Origin of the sequence: Vibrio sp. LaRot3, assembly GCF_027587025.1 — a bacterium.
Lineage (GTDB): Bacteria > Pseudomonadota > Gammaproteobacteria > Enterobacterales > Vibrionaceae > Vibrio.
Genome location: NZ_JAPPTI010000006.1, coordinates 204,343 through 221,056, shown reverse-complemented (window position 1 = coordinate 221,056; position 16,714 = coordinate 204,343). Strand labels below are relative to the sequence as shown.

The window sequence follows — 16,714 nt, the reverse complement described above, 5'->3', positions numbered from 1 at the left end:
GGATTATCATCAACGAGTGCCCACACAGATTGATAGGTTTACATTGTTAAAGAGCTTTCTTCTTTGTGACTCACATCACTTCGGAAGAGGCGGCCATTCTATCGAGATAATCTTCTGTGTCAAACACTTTTTGAAAATTATTTCATTTTTGTTTCTGGCCTGTCTGACTGGCTTCAAACTCTTGTGAGCCCTTGCCCTGTCGACGAGGAGGCATTATAGAGATCGCGGTCACATTGGCAAGCGTTATTTTGAAAAAATTGCAAAAATAAGGTTTAGATGGTGATTTATCATTCAAAGCCTTATTTATTCAACTTTACCCCAAAACAACAAACAAAATACCCACAAAGTTATCCACAATGACATGTTTAAAACAATAAAAAGGGCTGTTAAAAACAGCCCTTTAGTGAGTTATCCGAGTTTAAATCCCTGAACCGTGCTCTTCTCCGTCATCTTCATGGAGACCGCATTCACGTTTTAAACCAAAAAAGCGGGTTTCTTCTTCTGACATGCCCGGCTCCCACTTTTTAGTCGTGTGGGTATCACCGACAGACAGGTATCCCTCTTCTCTTAATGGGTGATAAGGCAAACCATGTTGCTCTAAATAATAGTGCACATCTTTATTGGTCCAATCGATAACTGGCAGAAACTTAAACACACCATTTTGAATCGACAGAATAGGCAGATTCGCTCGCGACTTTGATTGCTCTCTTCTTAGACCCGAAAACCACGTACCCACTTCAAGCTCATCCAAAGCACGGCGCATAGGCTCAACTTTATTAAGCTTGTTGTATTTCTCTATTCCCTCTATACCTTGTTCCCACAATTTCCCATATACAGCTTCTTGCCATACTGGGCTTTGTTTCGCTCGGTACACTTTTAGGTTTAGCTTTAACTTGTCACTCAGTTGTTCAATGAACTGATATGTTTCCGGAAATAGGTATCCCGTATCAGTGAGAATGACAGGGATATCTGCTTTTGCCTGAGTAACGAGATGCAGCATGACGGCCGCCTGTACTCCGAAGCTTGACGACACAGCAGGCTGACCATCGAGATTTTCTAGTGCCCAAGCAACTCTTTCTTGCGCCGTCATCTCTTCTAACTGCAGGTTTATTTCGGTTAGATGCAGGATTTGCTCTGTTTTGGTTAAAGAGAGTAACGCCTTTAAATCTGGTTTAGTTGTTGAATCAAGCATGCAAATCCCTCTTCGATACGAATACTTCTTCTATGATGCCTGCACGAATTGCAAAATCACCAAAGCACTCCCCTTTATTACGCTCTTTTGACCAACGTCCGACTAACTGATCGATTTCTTCTAGGATCTGCTTATCGGTAATGTTCTCTTTATACATCTTCGGAATACGCGTACCTGCTCTGTTTCCACCTAGATGTAAGTTATAACGACCCGGAGCTTTACCCACTAAGCCGATTTCTGCCAGCATTGCTCGGCCACAACCATTCGGACAGCCCGTAACACGTAAGATGATGTTCTCTTCTTCCGGTAAACCATGTTTTGCCAAGATACCTTCTACATCAGTGACAAAACTAGGAAGAAAACGTTCCGCTTCAGCCATGGCTAATGGACACGTCGGAAATGCCACACACGCCATCGAGTTCTTGCGTTGTTCGCTGACTTCATCTGACATTAACCCATGTTGACGAGCAAGCTTTTCAATCAGCGCTTTCTGGTCCGTCGGTACGCCTGCCACAATCAGGTTTTGGTTTGCGGTCATACGGAAGTCACCTTTATGGACTTTCGCAATTTCTGCCATCCCCGTTTTTAGCGGTTTATTCGGGAAGTCGAGAATACGACCATTTTCAATAAATAGCGCTAAGTGGTGTTTGCCATCAATACCTTCCACCCAACCAATTCGGTCGCCACGCTCGGTAAATTCATAAGGTCGACTCTCTTCGAACTGAATACCTGCACGCTTTTCAACTTCCGCTTTGAAGACATCAATACCAACACGATCTAATGTGTATTTGGTTTTAGCATTCTTACGATTAGAACGGTTACCCCAATCACGCTGAGTGGTAACCACTGCTGCGGCCACATCCAGCGTTTTTTCAAGAGGTACAAATCCGAAGTCATCTGCTCGGCGGGCATAAGTAGATGTATCGCCATGAGTCATCGCCAAGCCACCACCAACTAATACGTTAAAGCCAACTAGCTTTCCGTCTTTTGCTATAGCAACAAAGTTGAGGTCATTCGCGTGAACGTCAACATCATTCTGTGGAGGAATCACCACCGTAGTTTTGAACTTACGTGGTAAATAGTTACTTCCTAGGATTGGCTCTTCATCGGTTGTTTCTACTTTTTCTCCGTCTAACCAGATCTCGGCATAAGCACGGGTTTTAGGAAGAAGATGCTCACTGATCTTCGCCGCCCACTCATAAGCTTCTTGGTGTAGCTCTGATTCAACAGGGTTGGTAGTACAAAGTACATTTCGGTTAACATCGCCCGCTGTAGCAATAGAATCAATACCGATGCTATTCAACGTTTGATGCATTAACTTAATATTTGGCTTTAATACGCCGTGAAACTGGAACGTTTGACGAGTCGTCAAGCGAATACTGCCATACATAGAGTGCTCTTCAGCAAACTTATCAATCGCAAGCCATTGTTCTGGCTTAATCACACCACCCGGCATACGGGCGCGCAACATTACGTTATGCAGTGGTTCTAATTTTTGCTTGGTTCGCTCATTACGAATATCACGGTCATCCTGCTGATACATACCGTGGAAGCGAATAAGCTGAAAGTTGTCTGCGGTAAAACCACCAGTGATTCGGTCTTGCAGATCTTGTTCAATCGTACCGCGCAAGAAATTACTCTCTCGCTTTAATCGCTCATTATCAGCCAAAGGGCCTAGTACTTCGCCGAGTACTTCTTGTTGTTCTTTGCTCATTAGTACACATCCCTTTGGTAACGTTTTTCCTTGCGCAGATTATTTACAAATTCTTCTGCTTTCTCTTTCTCTAAGCCACCGTGTTGCTCAGCCACGGTCACAAGTGCATCGTTGACATCTTTCGCCATACGAGTCGCATCACCACATACATATATATAGGCGCCCTCTTGAATCCATTGCCATACTTGTTCGCCATGCTCAAGAATGCGGTGCTGCACATACACCTTCTCTTGTTGATCGCGGCTAAACGCAACATCTAACTGAGTCAACAAACCCGATTTCAGATATTTCTGCCACTCAACTTGGTAAAGGAAATCTTGTGTGAAAGTACGATCGCCAAAGAACAACCAGTTCTTACCTTCCGCATCTCTATTATCACGTTCTTGAATAAAGCTACGGAAAGGCGCAATACCTGTACCTGGACCAATCATGATCACGGGTAGATTGTCATCTTGTGGCAGTTTGAAGTTGTTATTGTTTTCAATAAACACTTTCACATCACCGCCTTCTTCTAAGCGATGAGAAAGGAAACTTGATGCACCACCAAAGCGAGTCTCTTCGCCTTTTTGATATTCAACGACACCTACCGTCAAATGAACTTCTTCATCGACTTCAGATTGAGCAGAAGCAATGGAATAAAGACGAGGGGTCAAGCGGCGCAATAAGCCGACAAGTCCTTCTGCGGATAGCTTGGTTTTCTTCTCAGCTAATACATCAATAACTTGAGTATTACCTGCGTATTCGCGCAGCTTGTCTTTATCTTCCACCAGCTTCTGTAGCTTCTTACTCGCAGACAGCTCTGCGAACTTAGTGACAAGCTGTGGGTTCGATGTGGTGATTTCAAACTTAGAAACCAATGCACTATGAATAGAAAGGCTTTCACCATCGACTTCAACACTTTCAACACCAGAAAGCCCAACCTTTGCCAAGATGGCATTGGCGAGCTCCGAACTGTTCTCATACCAAACACCAAGCGCATCACCCGGCTGATAGGTAATACCTGACTCATCGAGATCAATTTCGATATGACGAACATCTTTGCCAGAATCACGGCCCGTGATCTTTTGGCTAGTCAGTAAAGTCGCTGTGTATGGGTTTTGCTTGTTGTATTGAGAATGTCCCGGAGCAGCTTGACCAACAGGTAGTTGAACAACGTCCGCTTCAGTACCGGAAGCAAGCGCTTCTTTAGCGATCTCTAGTGCTTTAGCTCGCCACTCTGCCGCTGGCGCTTCGTAGTCAACATCAAGGTCAACACGATCAATAAACGGAGTCGCTCCTAATTTAGATAAGAAGGCATCAAAGTCTTTACCTGTCTGGCAGAAGAACTCATAACTCGAATCACCTAAACCAATCACACCATACTGAAGGTTTGGTAGCTTAGGTGCTTTCTTAGATTGTAAGAACTCATGCAGCTCGATGGCGTTATCTGGCGCTTCACCCTCACCATTAGTTGAAGCCACGATAATAACGTGAGTCTCTTTGGCGAAGCTTTTGCCTTTATAATCGCTCGCATCAAATAGCTGGGCATCAATGCCTAGCGCTTTCGCTTCTTGCTCTAACGCTTCAGCCACGCCTTTTGCGTTTCCGGTTTGCGAAGCAAAAATAATTGATAACTTACCAGCCGGTTTCGCAGCTACGACCGCTGCGGCTTGATTAATTGGCGCTGCTGCTGCCGCTGGTTGATTTTGAGCCAATCCCCAGAAATAACCACTTACCCAAGCGAGTTGCTGAGAAGACAAACTTGAAACCGTTTGCTGCAACTGGCCTAGCTGTTGGTCATTCAAAGGACTAGCGATTGAAGGTAATTCTGGGGTATTTCCCTGAGAGAGCTCTGCATTTGAGGACTCTTTCTTATTTAAAGACATGGTCACGACATCCCTGTTCATTGCGTGATGATAGATTAACCACTCTCTTTAATAACAAGAAAGAATAGAAGTGAATGTTTTATAACTTTTTGAATTAAAGAACCTCACTCATCGCGTTCACAAGTTAGCGTTCATTTTCTACTCGAACCTGATTAAACCCCACCGCCATGGCACATTTTGACGCCATATCCAGATCGCCATAATGGCACTCTTCTCCATGGGCATCCGTTAGAATAACAAAGCCACCTTGCGAATGACGAAACTCAACAACCCAAAGTCCTTCTTCCGCAGACGGTTCAATAATGGCCTCAACCAACTGGTTTTCTCGATACAAGTTTCTCAGTTCATTAATAGTCATTGCTTCCATGCTCATTTTTATAATTAAAGCTATTAATACCAAGCATGGCTCATGAGCACTAAATTGCGAATAAAGCGAGAATGATATAAAAAAAAGGTATAAAAAAACGCCGCTTTAAAAAGCGGCGTTCTAAAAATTCCGATTGTCCCTAAGCTTAGAAGTTGTACTCTGCTCCAAGGAAGAAACCGTTCACAAACACAAATGACTGGTTAGTGTTTGGGGATTGCTCAGCAAGATCTGTGAACTCTAAATCAATCACTCGGTAACCACCGCGTAGGGCAAGATCACCATTACCTAAACCAATTTTGTATTGTACACCCGTCATAACATCAGCACTTTTAATGCCGCTGCTATTACTAAAATCGAACTGACCAATGATGTCGAAGTTAGTATCTGGCACATGAATTTCAGCATACGCGTACCAGTTAAACGTCGTTTCGTCGAAGTTATAAACTGGTGTTGCAGACTCTTTAGTGCGGTAATGACTATTGGTGTATTGAGTTAGCATTACACCCGCATCAAATGTCATTAACTCACGCTCTAAGATTTTGTAGTAAAACGTGTAGTCGTACTTATCAAAACCTGCGTAATCAGCATCAACACTGGTGTAACGGAAACTAAAATCAGGAACGTATGCTAGCTCGTGCTCCAATGAGAAGTAGAATGTTGGCGCCGATGCATCGCCACGGCGCTGCTCATCGATCTTAGTATCAGCAAACCACATATCTGCACCCACATCACCTGAGATGGAGGATTCTGCCATCGCGACTGTCGAACCCATCGACAATGCTGCTGTGGTCATTAGCGCTAATGCTGGCTTGTTCATCTGTTGTTAGCTCCTGAACTGAATAACTCGGTTTATCTGCACAAGATAGTACCACATTCTGTTCGCTTCGCTATCTATCGTGAACAATAGACGAAGTTTTTGAAAAACCAGTATCCCAATGCGATCACAATAATCCAAGGAAGGATATTCAATACAGCGCTCACCATGCCTAGCAATACCATCACAACCAAAGCCACAGCGGCAGCTCCGAACACGGTCGCCAATGTAATACCCGTTACCAATAACGTCGCGACGAAGACCAAAATAAAGATTAACTCAAACATAGCTTTTCTCCTTTGTTTCCCTCTCTATCGCAGAAAGCATGCCAAGTTAGAACAAATTTGTTAAGCCACTGATATTTCGATATAAATAAAAAACGCCCCCTAACTAGGGAGCGCTTTAAAATACTACATTGGTAAATTTCACCAGTAGAGTTGGTAAAATTTACACATCCAACTCTTGTGGAATTTTAGCTAAAGCCGCAGCAACCACTTCAATACCAGACCCTGGTTTATGAGCATTTTCACTAATATGACGACGCCATTGACGTGCGCCCGGCATACCTTGGAAGATACCTAGCATATGGCGAGTAATATGGCCTAGGTAAGCGCCGTTAGATAATTGCTGTTCAATGTATGGATACATCTCTTCAACGACTTGCTTGCGCTTCTTCACTGGTTTATCTAGACCAAAGATCTGCTGGTCTACTTCCGCAAGGATATATGGGTTTTGGTAAGCTTCGCGACCAACCATTACGCCATCAAGGTGCTGCAAATGTTGTTTGGTTTCTTCCAGCGTCTTCACACCGCCGTTCACAGCAATCACTAAATGAGAAAAATCTTTCTTCAATTGATAAGCGCGAGGGTAATCCAATGGCGGGATTTCACGGTTTTCCTTCGGGCTCAAACCAGATAGCCATGCTTTACGCGCGTGAATCGTAAACTGCTCACAACCGCCTTTCTCTGACACTGTAGATACGAAGTCGGTTAAAAACTCATAAGAGTCTTGATCGTCTATACCGATGCGAGTTTTAACGGTAACAGGAATATCGACCACCTCTTTCATCGCCGATACACAATCAGCCACCAGCTGAGGCTCTGCCATTAAGCAAGCGCCAAAGCGACCGTTTTGCACTCGATCTGACGGGCAACCTACGTTTAGGTTAATTTCATCATAACCACGCTCAGCGGCTAACTTTGCACAAGTCGCAAGGTCTTGAGGATTAGAACCACCCAATTGTAGCGCTAATGGATGCTCTTCTTGATTGTATGCAAGGAAGTCACCTTTACCATGAATGATAGCGCCAGTGGTCACCATTTCGGTATAAAGCAATGTTTCGCTTGATAATAAACGGTGAAAGTAACGACAGTGACGGTCAGTCCAATCGAGCATTGGAGCGACAGAGAACTTGCACAAGTGAGTCATGAGTCTGAATTCCAGTCTAATGAGGTGGCTTTAGCCAAACAAATATAAGCCGAACATTGTAATATCTTCCAAAGATGTGTGCCAATTAATCTTCTAGGTATCGTTTTTTGAGCAAATAAGGTAAGTTATACGATCTGACCGCACAGCGACCCGATTCACCCTCACCGAACTCGAAAGTATTGATGGTCTACTCATAAATCAACTAATGATGAACGCGATTCATTGTTAAATGGTATATTATTAACAAAGTCCAATAGTTATGGTGGTGAGTTTGGACCAAGAGCTAATTAAGCAAATAGAAGATATATGTGCAGCACGAGGTGTTCGATTAACGCCTCAAAGAAAACGAGTATTTGAGCTCATTTGCGCTAGCCCAAAGGCATCCAGCGCGTATGAGTTACTAGAAGATTTAAAAGCCAGTGAGCCACAAGCAAAGCCACCAACAGTGTACCGCGCGTTGGATTTTTTGCTCGAGCAAGGCTTTATTCATCGAGTAGAGTCAACCAATAGCTTCATTCAATGCTGCTCTTGTAATGCTCATAAACATTACTCACATCTGCTAATTTGTGACAAGTGCGGCAACGTTATTGAACTACAAGATGATAGTTTGGTAGCCTTGTTGGCTAGTAATGCAGAAAAACATGGCTTTACAATATCTAACCATGTCATTGAATCACATGGTGTTTGTCAATCATGTTCGTCTGAAATTAAAGAATAAAAGATATAGAAGAAAATTATGCGCGCTGAATTTGTTAACCCGTTTTTAGCTTCATTAATGAACGTTTTAAAAACGATGGCTTCTCTGGAACTGAAGCCACAGAAACCTCGTGTTAAAAAAGATGAAATTGCACGTGGTGATGTATCTGGCCTTATCGGGATGGTAGGCCCGCAAACTCGCGGTTCTATGTCGATCACTTTCGATGAAAACTTAGCACTAGAAATCATGCAGAATATGCTTGGTGAGCGTCCAAATGGCCTCAACGATGAAGTGACTGACATGGTAGGTGAAATCACCAACATGGTTACTGGTGGTGCAAAACGTATTTTGGCAGAAAGCGGCTTTGATTTTGATATGGCAACGCCGGTTGTGGTATCAGGTAAAGGCCACACAATTCGCCATAAGTGTGAAGGCGCAATCATCATCATGCCGTTTAGCTCTCAATGGGGTAATGCCTTCATCGAGATTTGCTTCGAGTAATCTGAATTGCATGAAAAAAGGCTTCCTAACTAGGAAGCCTTTTTCGTTTGTGCAGCTTAGGTAGCTTTTGGATCATGGGTAACCTTCCCCTCACTACCCTGCCATAATTACTTTTAGAGCATAATAAGCTTTTAGATCATGGTAACCCAAAAGCTCTCTAAGCACTGCAGATACCATCTATCTCTATTGTATAACGCCTTTTTGCTTGAGTACCGTTAAGCATTGTTCCACTAGCGCTTCGATCGGCAGTTCACCGGCAGGCAAATCAATCTCTGGAGAGAGTGGAGCTTCATAGTCAGAGTCAATCCCCGTGAAATTAGGGATTTCACCAGCACGAGCTTTTTTGTACAAGCCTTTAGGGTCACGCTGTTCACACACATCCAAAGAGGCGTTGACGTACACTTCTAGAAACTCTCCTTCGGGTAACATTTCGCGTACTAATTGACGCTCTGCTCGATGAGGAGAAATAAACGCAGACAAGACAATCAAACCCGCATCGGCCATTAACTTAGACAGCTCACCAATTCGACGAATATTCTCCCGACGATCTTGCTCAGAGAAACCTAAATCACTACACAGCCCATGACGAACATTGTCGCCATCCAGTAAATAGGTATGGTAACCCTGCTCTGCAAGTTTATTCTCTAGAGCGCCAGCTACCGTCGACTTACCCGCGCCAGACAGTCCCGTAAACCATAATACTACTGGCTTTTGCTGTTTGATTTTGGCACGAAACGTCTTATCTACGCTGTGTTGATGCCAAACGATGTTTTCATCTTTTGTCACAGTATCCGTTGTCATTACTACTGTCCTTTTAATACGGGAAGAAAAGTGGAATCAACGCCAAAACCAGCACTGAGTACACGATCGAAATAGGAATACCGACTCTTACATAGTCAGTGAGTTTGTAGTTACCTACGCTATAAACCAACAAGTTGGTTTGGTAACCATAAGGAGAAATAAAACTGGCGCTCGCACCAAACAGCACAGCCATGATAAATGGCATTGGGTCAACTCCGTAGCCAATCGCCATACTGTAGCCAATAGGAAACGCCAAAGCGGCAGCGGCGTTGTTGGTCACCAACTCTGTCAAAATTAAAGTGAGCAAGTAGGTGGCCACCAGCGCACCAAATACGCCCCAACCATTAAATGTTTCCATGAACATTTGGCCTAACTTGACCGATAATCCTGAAGACAGCATCAATTGAGCAATAGATAACGCCGACCCCACTATCACCACAATATCGATTGGAAAACGGCGGCGTAATTCGCCCAACTGAACAATTCCAAGAAACAAAGAAGCTAACAGAAAAACAGCCAAGCCTTTAATGAGTGGCACTAACTCCAATAATGCCAGCGCAATGACACCAGTAAAGCCAAGTAAGACCATGCTGGATTTATTCAGATCGAGTTTGGCACTAGAATCAAGATCATTCACCAATACGAATTCTTTTCGATGAGCACGTCGCTCAGCTTCAAAGCGCTTTCCGGGCACTAGCACCAAGGTATCACCGGCATTTAGGGTGATGTTACCCAATCCACCTTCTAAACGTTCATGACCACGACGAATCGCCACCACTACCGCATCAAACCGATCACGAAAATGGCTGGTTTTAAGGGTTTTATTACAGAAACTTGCTGAAGAACTCACTACTACTTCAATGAAGTTCTGACCATTAAGGTGATGCTGACCAAATAAGGTTAAGCCTTGGATTTCTTGCAAGGTCGCGACACTTTCAATATCGCCACAAAACAGTAAGCGGTCATTGGCTTTCAGAACAAACTCAGGATCAACCGATGGCATGGTTTTTCCATCTCGGATCACTTCGGCTAAAAACAACTTACGCAAGGCACGCAGATTATTCTCACTGATGCTACGCCCCACCAAAGGTGATCCCGGCTCTACCCGCGCTTCGAGAAAGTAAGGCAAGTCATCTTGCGACTGATCTTCATAACTTGGTAATAGATAACTCAGCGGAATTAGGATCAACATGCCACCAAACAGCACTGACAAGCCGATCATTGTCGGAGTAAAAAAGCCAAGACTTGGCAGTCCGGCATCTTCTACAAAACTGTTGATGATCAAGTTGGTTGACGTACCGATCAAAGTCAGTGTGCCACCTAAGATCGCCGCATAAGACAGAGGAATAAGCAGTTTTGAAGGCGCATGTTGTTGGTTACGTTTAATCGCACCAATCAACGAAACCACAACAGCCGTATTATTGGTAAAGGAAGAGAGCAGCGCTGTCGAGATCCCCATCTTGGCGACGACGCTGCCTAACTTACCTGTCGATAAGCTGCGACTGACCCAGCTGATCAACAAAGTTTTCTCTAGTGCGCAAGATGCAAGAATCAAGAGCACTAGAGTAAGAAGTGACGAGTTGGTGAAGTTAGTCGCGATATCTGTCAGCTCTATCATACCTGCCATGAACGCAATGAATGCCGCTCCAGCAAAGATATAGCTCGGTTTTATACGTGTCACAACAAGGCATGTCACTATGCCAAGCAAGATTGCTAACACGACTCCTTGTTGCCACATAACGCTTCCCTACTTCCCAACTACCTACTTCAGAGGTTTAACTCGCTAACTATTTCAATAGCTGACTGATGTCTTTGGCTTCCCAATGTGGGAAGTGCTTACGAACCAGAGCATTAAGCTCAACTTCAAATGCAGAAACATCACCAGTTTGACGTTCAATTTGGCTTAAGCTTTCACGCACAAGACCAGCACCAACCGTTACGTTAGTTAGACGATCAATCACCACAAAACCACCTGTATCTTGGCAATGGGTATAGTTATCGATGGCCACGGATTCGGTTAGGCTCCACTCACACAAGCCAATGCCGTTCAGAGGTAGCTCAACAGCTGTGCTAGTAGATAAATTGTTGATGTCGTATTGGTGACGAACTGCCTCTAAACGACCAACGGTTTTCTTACCAGCAATCTTGATGTCGTATTCACGACCCGGCTGAAGCGGTTGCTCGGTCATCCATACTACGTCAGCAAGTAAATGGTTACTGGATTCCACTTTAGCGCCTTCAAGCACGAGTAAGTCACCACGGCTAACATCAATCTCATCTTCTAGGGTGAGTGTTACCGCTTGGCCTGCGTACGCAGTATCAATATCACCATCAAAAGTCACGATACGAGCCACTTTTGAACTTTTACCTGAAGGAAGCGCAGTCACTGAATCACCGACATTCACGACACCAGAAGCAATCGTACCGGCGAAGCCACGGAAATCGAGATTAGGGCGGTTAACGTATTGCACAGGGAAACGGAACTCACCCACTTCTTTCTCTTGGTTTACATCCACCGCTTCTAAGATTTCGAGTAATGGCTTGCCTTCAAACCAAGTCATATTCTGACCCGGCTCAACCACGTTATCGCCTTCTAATGCCGAAATAGGCAGGATCTGAATATCAATTTCACCACGGAGGTTTTTCGAGAACTCGATGTATTCATCACGGATCTGCTCAAAGCGCTGTTGTGAATAATCAACAAGATCCATTTTGTTTACTGCCACCACGAAATGCTTAAGACCAAGTAGATTCGAGATAAATGAATGGCGGCGGGTTTGATCCAATACGCCTTTACGAGCATCAATCAAGATCACCGCGAGATCACAAGTCGACGCACCTGTCGCCATGTTGCGTGTGTACTGCTCATGTCCTGGGGTATCGGCAATGATGAACTTACGTTTCTGAGTCGAGAAATAACGGTAAGCTACATCAATGGTGATCCCCTGTTCACGCTCAGCTTGTAAACCATCGACCAGCAGGGCTAAGTCTGGTCGCTCACCCGTTGTACCAACGCGTTGGCTATCAGAGTGAACCGCGGCTAGTTGATCTTCATAAATTTGCTTTGAGTCATGGAGCAAACGACCGATCAAAGTACTTTTGCCATCATCGACTGAGCCACAGGTTAGGAATCTAAGTAGTGACTTATATTGGTGTTGTTTTAGGTAACCTTCGATACCTAACTCAGCTAACTGAGCTTCTACTGCACTGTTCATTGTATTTGTCCTTAATCCTTAGAAGTAACCTTGGCGCTTTTTAAGCTCCATCGATCCTGACTGATCGTGGTCGATCGCTCGGCCTTGTCGCTCGCTTGATGTCGCCACCAACATCTCTTCGATGATTTCAGTCAGCGTGCTTGCTTCAGATTCAATCGCACCTGTCAGTGGGTAACAGCCAAGAGTACGGAAGCGAACACTCTTCTCCTCAATCACTTCACCCGGCTCTAGCTTCATTCGGTCATCATCAACCATGATCAACATGCCATCACGCTCAACAACCGGACGCGTCTTCGCAAGGTATAGAGGGACAATCTCAATGTTTTCTAGATAGATGTATTGCCAAATATCTAACTCAGTCCAGTTTGATAGCGGGAATACTCGAATGCTCTCGCCTTTATTGATTTGGCCGTTGTAGGTTTTCCAAAGCTCAGGACGCTGATTTTTTGGGTCCCATGTGTGGTTCTTATCGCGGAATGAATACACGCGCTCTTTCGCACGAGACTTCTCTTCATCACGACGAGCACCGCCAAATGCAGCATCAAAACCGTATTTGTTGAGTGCTTGCTTTAGGCCTTGAGTCTTCATGATATCGGTATGCTTAGATGAGCCATGGACAAATGGGCTACATCCCATTGCTAGACCTTCTGGGTTCTTATGAACCAAAAGCTCGAAGCCATACTTCTCCGCGGTTTTATCGCGGAACTCAATCATCTGCTTAAATTTCCAGTCGGTATCGACATGCAGCAGAGGGAATGGGATTTTCCCCGGGTAAAAAGCTTTCCTTGCGAGGTGCAACATCACCGATGAGTCTTTACCGATTGAATACATCATTACCGGATTATCAAACTCAGCAGCCACTTCACGAATAATGTGAATACTTTCGGCCTCTAACTGTTTGAGGTGGGTTAAACGTTCTTGGTCCATGTTGGTGCTTCCTTTGCCGCTCCTTGGAGCATTCTGACTAATTACTTATGCGTAATGACGTTGTTCTGTTGTGCTGTCTGCTTGGTTGAACCATTGCAGCTTGTTCGATAATGCGACCACTTCTCCTATCACGATTAAAGAAGGTGATTGCGCATCTTTAGCCAACTCAGCTAACTGTGAGAGTTGGCCTGTAAATACTTTCTGAGAGCTTTGTGTGCCACGCTCAATGATGGCAATTGGGGTGAAGGGCTGACGACCAAACTCAAGCAGTTGAGATTGAATGTATTCAGATTTCATCAAACCCATGTAGATCACCAACGTTTGATTGCCACGCGCCAGAGTAGACCAATCCATCTCGTCACTTTCCGCTTTTAAATGGCCAGTGATAAACATGGCCGACTGAGCATAGTCACGATGAGTAAGTGGAATACCTGCATACGCGGTTGCACCCGCTGCTGCGGTAATTCCCGGGATAACTTGAAAACTCACCCCAGCTTCGGCTAACACTTCTAACTCTTCGCCGCCACGACCAAAGACAAAAGGGTCGCCACCTTTCACTCGCACAACGCGATGGCCTTGCTTAGCGAAATCGACTAACAGTTGGTTGGTTTTTTCTTGAGGAACGCTGTGATGGCCAGCACGCTTGCCAACACAAACTAAAATCGTGTCATCTGGGATCAGTGCTAAAATGTCATCTGAGACCAAATAATCGTAGAGAACAACATCTGCCTGCTGCAAAAAGCTCAGCGCTTTAATCGTAAGTAGCTCGGCATCACCAGGCCCTGCTCCAACTAGCGCAACTTCTCCATTATGCAGCTGACTTTTACCTGTGAAAATTGGGCGATGATTGTCTTTATTTTGATTTGCTCGTAGGTGACTAACTGGAAACGACGCCACCTTATCCTTGCTCGCCATATTGCATTCCTTCCATGTGAATGTATGCATTATGACCTTCTCGATATATTACCTGAAATTCTAAAATTTCATTTTTTATACCATTTATTGATAAGGCGAGTTTATTGAGATGGTTAAAGCTTGAACAACATTGAGATACCTACGACAGAATAGCGTTAAGTAATTGCTCTACTTCACACTTTAATATGTAGTAAAATCAGTGTTTCACAATGTTTTGCTACATTAACCCGCGATTAACTTACTCTACCGGAGCTAAACAATGAAAGTTGCAGTGAAACCTCTATCTATTGCCGTACTTGGCGGCATGTTAACCATGGCTGTCCCAGCTATGGCTGATACGATCAAACTACGTATCGTAGAAACAACAGATATTCACACCAACGTAATGGATTACGACTACTACAAAGACAAACCGTCACTGAAAATTGGTCTAACCCGAACAGCGACTCTGGTAAAGCAAGCACGCGCCGAAGTAGAAAACAGCGTATTGGTGGATAATGGTGACCTTATCCAAGGCAGCCCTATGGGTGACTACATGGCGGATAAAGGTATTGAAGTCGGCGAAGTTCACCCTGTTTATAAAGCGATGAACCAACTTAACTACGATGTAGGCAACATTGGTAACCATGAATTCAACTATGGTTTGGAGTTCTTAGCTGAGACCATCAACGACGCAGATTTCCCTTACATCAGTGCCAACGTATTTGATAAAGCAACGGGCAAACATTACTTCAAGCCTTACATCATTAAATCGCATACCTTTAAGGATGTGGATGGTGCAGAGCATGAAATCAAAGTGGGTTACATTGGTTTTGTTCCACCACAAATCATGGTTTGGGATAAGAAAAACCTAGAAGGCAAAGTCTTCGCTAAAGACATCAAAGAGACAGCCGAAGAACTTGTCCCACAAATGAAGAAAGAAGGCGCTGACGTTATCGTTGCGATCCCTCACTCTGGCGTTTCTTCTGACCCTTACAAAATGGGCGCAGAAAACTCCACTTATTACCTAGCGGAAGTAGAGGGTATTGATGCGATCGCATTTGGTCACTCTCATGCAGTATTCCCGGGTAAAGGTTTTGATGGCATTCAAGGTGTCGATAACCAAAACGGTACCATCAATGGCGTCGCATCTGTCATGCCGGGTCGTTGGGGTAGCCATGTTGGGGTTATCGATCTAGAGCTGAAAGAGAAAGATGGCAAATGGGTTGTGGTGAAAGGCCAATCTGAAGCACGCCCGATTTACGACAAAGTAAACAAAAAATCTCTCGCTGAAGCTGATAAAGACATGGTGAAAGCTCTAGAAGCGGACCATAAAGGCACTCGTGATTTCGTCAACCAACCCATTGGTAAAGCGAACGATGTGATGTACAGCTTCTTAGCGCTTGTGCAAGATGACCCTACGGTACAGATTGTTAACCTAGCGCAAAAAGATTACGTAGAACGCTTTATTCAAGGTGATCCAGACCTAGCAGATATCCCTGTTCTATCTGCGGCAGCGCCGTTTAAAGCGGGCGGTCGTAAAGATGACCCATCTGGTTTTACTGAAGTTGAATCCGGTCAGCTCACTTTCCGTAACGCAGCAGACCTTTACCTATACCCGAACACGCTAGTCGCAATGAAGGTGAGCGGTAAAGAAGTCAAAGAATGGCTCGAGTGTACTGCAGGCCAGTTTAAGCAAATTGATGTAAACAGCACTGCACCACAAAGCCTTATCAACTGGGATGGTTTCCGCACTTACAACTTTGACGTTATCGATGGCCTAAACTACCAAATCGATGTGACACAGCCAGCTAAATACGATGGTGACTGTAAAGTGCTTAATGATGGCGCTGAGCGTATCGTTAACCTAACTTACCAAGGTAAACCTATCGATATGAAGCAAGACTTCATCATCGCAACCAACAACTACCGCGCATACAGCAACAAGTTCCCAGGTACTGGCTCAGAGTTTGTGGCATTTGATTCACCAGATGAAAACCGCTCGGTTATTGCTTCATACATCACTCGCGTGAGCAATGAAAAAGGTGAGTTCCAACCAAGTGCAGACAATAACTGGTCATTCGCACCGATTAAGTCGGATACTAAGCTAGACATTCGCTTTGAAACGTCACCAAGTGAGAAAGCCGCTAAGTTCATCAAGGACAAAGGCCAATACCCAATGAAACGTGTAGCAACTGATGATGTTGGTTTCGCGGTATACCAAATCGATTTACAGAAATAATCGACTTTCCTAACCACGACAAAGCCGCTATTAATATAGCGGCTTTTTATTTTTCTG

At 44.4% G+C, this 16,714-nt stretch carries 15 protein-coding genes; 3 read left to right on the top strand and 12 right to left on the bottom strand.

Annotated features, from left to right (window positions below):
* Positions 1 to 418 precede the first annotated feature (418 nt).
* The 7 genes from OH461_RS14125 to dusA form a co-directional block, all read right to left on the bottom strand.
* Positions 419 to 1,192, bottom strand: a complete 774-nt coding sequence (locus OH461_RS14125) for a phosphoadenylyl-sulfate reductase (RefSeq protein WP_270021214.1) — start codon at positions 1,190 to 1,192, stop codon at positions 419 to 421.
* Positions 1,185 to 2,906, bottom strand: a complete 1,722-nt coding sequence (gene cysI / locus OH461_RS14120) for an assimilatory sulfite reductase (NADPH) hemoprotein subunit (protein WP_270021213.1) — start codon at positions 2,904 to 2,906, stop codon at positions 1,185 to 1,187. Before cysI ends, OH461_RS14125 begins: the two co-directional genes overlap by 8 nt.
* Positions 2,906 to 4,792, bottom strand: a complete 1,887-nt coding sequence (locus OH461_RS14115) for an assimilatory sulfite reductase (NADPH) flavoprotein subunit (RefSeq protein WP_443088463.1) — start codon at positions 4,790 to 4,792, stop codon at positions 2,906 to 2,908. Before OH461_RS14115 ends, cysI begins: the two co-directional genes overlap by 1 nt.
* A 103-nt stretch (positions 4,793 to 4,895) precedes the next feature.
* Positions 4,896 to 5,129 (bottom strand): hypothetical protein, encoded by a 234-nt coding sequence (locus tag OH461_RS14110; protein WP_270021211.1) that lies wholly within the window; start codon positions 5,127 to 5,129, stop codon positions 4,896 to 4,898.
* Positions 5,130 to 5,283: 154 nt separating this feature from the next.
* Positions 5,284 to 5,955 (bottom strand): TIGR04219 family outer membrane beta-barrel protein, encoded by a 672-nt coding sequence (locus OH461_RS14105; protein ID WP_270021210.1) that lies wholly within the window; start codon positions 5,953 to 5,955, stop codon positions 5,284 to 5,286.
* Between the two features lie 74 nt (positions 5,956 to 6,029).
* The gene (gene pspG / locus OH461_RS14100) at positions 6,030 to 6,239 is read right to left on the bottom strand and encodes an envelope stress response protein PspG (RefSeq protein ID WP_260259947.1); all 210 of its coding nucleotides are present in this window, start codon (positions 6,237 to 6,239) and stop codon (positions 6,030 to 6,032) included.
* 160 nt (positions 6,240 to 6,399) lie between these two features.
* Positions 6,400 to 7,380: a tRNA dihydrouridine(20/20a) synthase DusA gene (dusA, locus tag OH461_RS14095; protein WP_270021209.1), complete on the bottom strand. Its 981-nt coding sequence runs from the start codon at positions 7,378 to 7,380 to the stop codon at positions 6,400 to 6,402.
* A 259-nt stretch (positions 7,381 to 7,639) separates the two neighbouring features.
* On the opposite strand from dusA, the gene zur reads away from it, so the two are divergent.
* Both zur and OH461_RS14085 read left to right on the top strand, forming a co-directional pair.
* The gene (gene zur, locus OH461_RS14090) at positions 7,640 to 8,098 is read left to right on the top strand and encodes a zinc uptake transcriptional repressor Zur (RefSeq protein ID WP_270021208.1); all 459 of its coding nucleotides are present in this window, start codon (positions 7,640 to 7,642) and stop codon (positions 8,096 to 8,098) included.
* Between the two features lie 18 nt (positions 8,099 to 8,116).
* Positions 8,117 to 8,578, top strand: coding sequence for a chemotaxis protein CheX (locus tag OH461_RS14085; RefSeq protein WP_260259950.1), 462 nt, complete (start codon positions 8,117 to 8,119; stop codon positions 8,576 to 8,578).
* Between the two features lie 183 nt (positions 8,579 to 8,761).
* Here the strand turns inward: OH461_RS14085 and cysC are convergent, their stop codons facing one another.
* Genes cysC through cobA form a run of 5 tightly spaced genes read right to left on the bottom strand, consistent with a single transcriptional unit; the run spans position 8,762 to position 14,436 of the window.
* Positions 8,762 to 9,379 (bottom strand): adenylyl-sulfate kinase, encoded by a 618-nt coding sequence (gene cysC, locus OH461_RS14080; protein WP_270021207.1) that lies wholly within the window; start codon positions 9,377 to 9,379, stop codon positions 8,762 to 8,764.
* Positions 9,380 to 9,392: 13 nt separating this feature from the next.
* A complete protein-coding gene (locus OH461_RS14075; RefSeq protein WP_270021206.1) occupies positions 9,393 to 11,117 on the bottom strand; it encodes an SLC13 family permease in 1,725 nt (574 codons plus the stop codon).
* Between the two features lie 49 nt (positions 11,118 to 11,166).
* Positions 11,167 to 12,594 carry a sulfate adenylyltransferase subunit CysN gene (gene cysN, locus OH461_RS14070; protein WP_270021205.1) on the bottom strand — a complete coding sequence of 476 codons (1,428 nt, stop codon included), beginning with the start codon at positions 12,592 to 12,594 and terminating at the stop codon, positions 11,167 to 11,169.
* Positions 12,595 to 12,612: 18 nt separating this feature from the next.
* Positions 12,613 to 13,563: a sulfate adenylyltransferase subunit CysD gene (cysD, locus tag OH461_RS14065; RefSeq protein ID WP_270021219.1), complete on the bottom strand. Its 951-nt coding sequence runs from the start codon at positions 13,561 to 13,563 to the stop codon at positions 12,613 to 12,615.
* Positions 13,564 to 13,566: 3 nt separating this feature from the next.
* Entirely contained in the window at positions 13,567 to 14,436 is an 870-nt protein-coding gene (gene cobA, locus OH461_RS14060) for a uroporphyrinogen-III C-methyltransferase (RefSeq protein WP_270021204.1), read from the bottom strand.
* Between the two features lie 259 nt (positions 14,437 to 14,695).
* Here cobA and cpdB point away from each other — a divergent pair, with 259 nt between their 5' ends.
* Complete coding sequence (gene cpdB / locus OH461_RS14055; protein WP_270021203.1) at positions 14,696 to 16,657, top strand: 2',3'-cyclic-nucleotide 2'-phosphodiesterase; 1,962 nt, start codon at positions 14,696 to 14,698, stop codon at positions 16,655 to 16,657.
* Positions 16,658 to 16,714 lie beyond the last annotated feature (57 nt).

Excerpts from the sequence above, each read along its gene's own strand:
- OH461_RS14125 (WP_270021214.1), bottom strand. The coding sequence starts at position 1,192 with ATGCTTGATTCAACAACTAAACCAGATTTAAAGGCGTTACTCTCTTTA.
- cysI (WP_270021213.1), bottom strand. The coding sequence starts at position 2,906 with ATGAGCAAAGAACAACAAGAAGTACTCGGCGAAGTACTAGGCCCTTTG.
- OH461_RS14115 (WP_443088463.1), bottom strand. The coding sequence starts at position 4,792 with ATGAACAGGGATGTCGTGACCATGTCTTTAAATAAGAAAGAGTCCTCA.
- OH461_RS14110 (WP_270021211.1), bottom strand. The coding sequence starts at position 5,129 with ATGACTATTAATGAACTGAGAAACTTGTATCGAGAAAACCAGTTGGTT.
- OH461_RS14105 (WP_270021210.1), bottom strand. The coding sequence starts at position 5,955 with ATGAACAAGCCAGCATTAGCGCTAATGACCACAGCAGCATTGTCGATG.
- pspG (WP_260259947.1), bottom strand. The coding sequence starts at position 6,239 with ATGTTTGAGTTAATCTTTATTTTGGTCTTCGTCGCGACGTTATTGGTA.
- dusA (WP_270021209.1), bottom strand. The coding sequence starts at position 7,380 with ATGACTCACTTGTGCAAGTTCTCTGTCGCTCCAATGCTCGATTGGACT.
- zur (WP_270021208.1), top strand. The coding sequence starts at position 7,640 with ATGGTGGTGAGTTTGGACCAAGAGCTAATTAAGCAAATAGAAGATATA.
- OH461_RS14085 (WP_260259950.1), top strand. The coding sequence starts at position 8,117 with ATGCGCGCTGAATTTGTTAACCCGTTTTTAGCTTCATTAATGAACGTT.
- cysC (WP_270021207.1), bottom strand. The coding sequence starts at position 9,379 with ATGACAACGGATACTGTGACAAAAGATGAAAACATCGTTTGGCATCAA.
- OH461_RS14075 (WP_270021206.1), bottom strand. The coding sequence starts at position 11,117 with ATGTGGCAACAAGGAGTCGTGTTAGCAATCTTGCTTGGCATAGTGACA.
- cysN (WP_270021205.1), bottom strand. The coding sequence starts at position 12,594 with ATGAACAGTGCAGTAGAAGCTCAGTTAGCTGAGTTAGGTATCGAAGGT.
- cobA (WP_270021204.1), bottom strand. The coding sequence starts at position 14,436 with ATGGCGAGCAAGGATAAGGTGGCGTCGTTTCCAGTTAGTCACCTACGA.
- cpdB (WP_270021203.1), top strand. The coding sequence starts at position 14,696 with ATGAAAGTTGCAGTGAAACCTCTATCTATTGCCGTACTTGGCGGCATG.